1 protein-coding gene is annotated in these 1,535 nt (G+C 42.4%); it reads left to right on the top strand.

What is annotated here, in order from left to right; translation table 11 throughout:
- Positions 1 to 461 precede the first annotated feature (461 nt).
- A partial coding sequence (locus MJ764_RS11330; protein ID WP_239327119.1) for a ShlB/FhaC/HecB family hemolysin secretion/activation protein occupies positions 462 to 1,535 on the top strand: 1,074 nt, incomplete at its 3' end.

Here is a 1,535-nt window from a genome sequence, read left to right as displayed (position 1 = left end):
TGTAAATGTTACTTCCTTACATATAATAAACAATAATATTGCTAATTTAAAATTATATAAATAAAAAATACCAAAACATTGTATAAATAAACAATATATTTATATATTTCTAATAAAAACAGACATAAAAAACCACATCACCTCATAATCATTTCCCTTAATACTGTATTTTTTAATAACAATAATCTTTAAAAATGCAACAAAATTATTTTTAATAAAACCAAATAACTAGCATATATTTTGCTCAATTTAGCCTTTATCTACCCGAATTTAAGTATTAATTTGCACATTACCCAGTCATATATCACTATCCATCAGACATAACTCAAGTTGAAATCAGCACATGATGTAGCTAGAATTTACCAACATTAACATTCAATAAGCATAAAATGCACATCAAGAAACTTGCTCTGTTGGTAAATTTGTTGGGTAGTGGCTTATTACAAGTCTATGCTGCGCCCATGTCCGCAATGACAGAACAGCTTGAGCGAAAACAGCAACAGCAGATTATTCGCGAACAGCAGCGGCAGCAGCAATTCCAACAGCAAATGCAGCCGGATATTAACGTGCGTTTGCAGCCAGAAGAAGAAAACCCGCCGCAGGCAGGCAAACTAATCACAGATGAAAACCCCTGCTTTGCTATCGATAGCATCAGTTTGACTGGTGAAGAAGCGGGTCGTTTTCAGTTTGCCCTGAAAAAAGCCATCCGTCAGAGTCATTTCACCTCCGGCATGTGTCTGGGTGCAAAAGGTGTTAACCAACTCATGACACTGGCGCAGAATGCCGTGATTGAGCGTGGTTACACTACCACCCGTATTCTGGCTAACCCGCAAGACCTTAGCAGCGGAAAACTGCAGCTAAGTGTGATACCCGGGCGCATCCATAGCATTCGCTACAACCTGGATAATGCTGCAACTACTCATATTGGGCGCATCCGCCATATTCAAAATGAATTTCCAGCCAGAGCTGGCGACATCCTGAATCTGCGCAAGCTAGAGCAGGGACTGGAAAACCTGCGTCGAGTACCTACCGCTGAAGCGGATATCCAGATTGTACCGGCAGAAGAACCCAACCAAAGTGATGTCGTGATTAGCTGGACTCAGCGTACCATACCCGTGCGATTAAGCCTTAACGTAGACGATTCCGGCAGCCATTCAACCGGACGTTATCAGGGCGGTGCCACCTTATCAGTAGATAATCCATTGGGATTAAGTGATTTATTCTACATCAACTACAACCATGATCTAGGTGGTAAAGACAGCTACTTCAGCGACGAAGGAAAAACCGGCAGCGGCACCCATGGCTATGCCCTGCATTATTCCGTTCCTATTGGTAACTGGTTACTAGCATTTAACCGCAACCATTATCGCTACCATCAAGCAGTAGCCGGTTATAGCGAAAACTATGACTACAGCGGCAACAGCGACAATACCGATTTTGGCATTACCCGCATGTTGTATCGCAACAGCCACCGCAAAACCGACATGACTGCCAAACTGTGGCGGCGCGAATCACACAACTTCATTAACGATGCC

Origin of the sequence: Snodgrassella gandavensis (genome assembly GCF_914768025.1) — a bacterium.
In the GTDB taxonomy this organism is placed as follows: domain Bacteria; phylum Pseudomonadota; class Gammaproteobacteria; order Burkholderiales; family Neisseriaceae; genus Snodgrassella; species Snodgrassella gandavensis.
The sequence above is the reverse complement of the archived record's forward strand: the minus strand, read 5'-3'. Positions and strand labels throughout refer to the sequence as shown.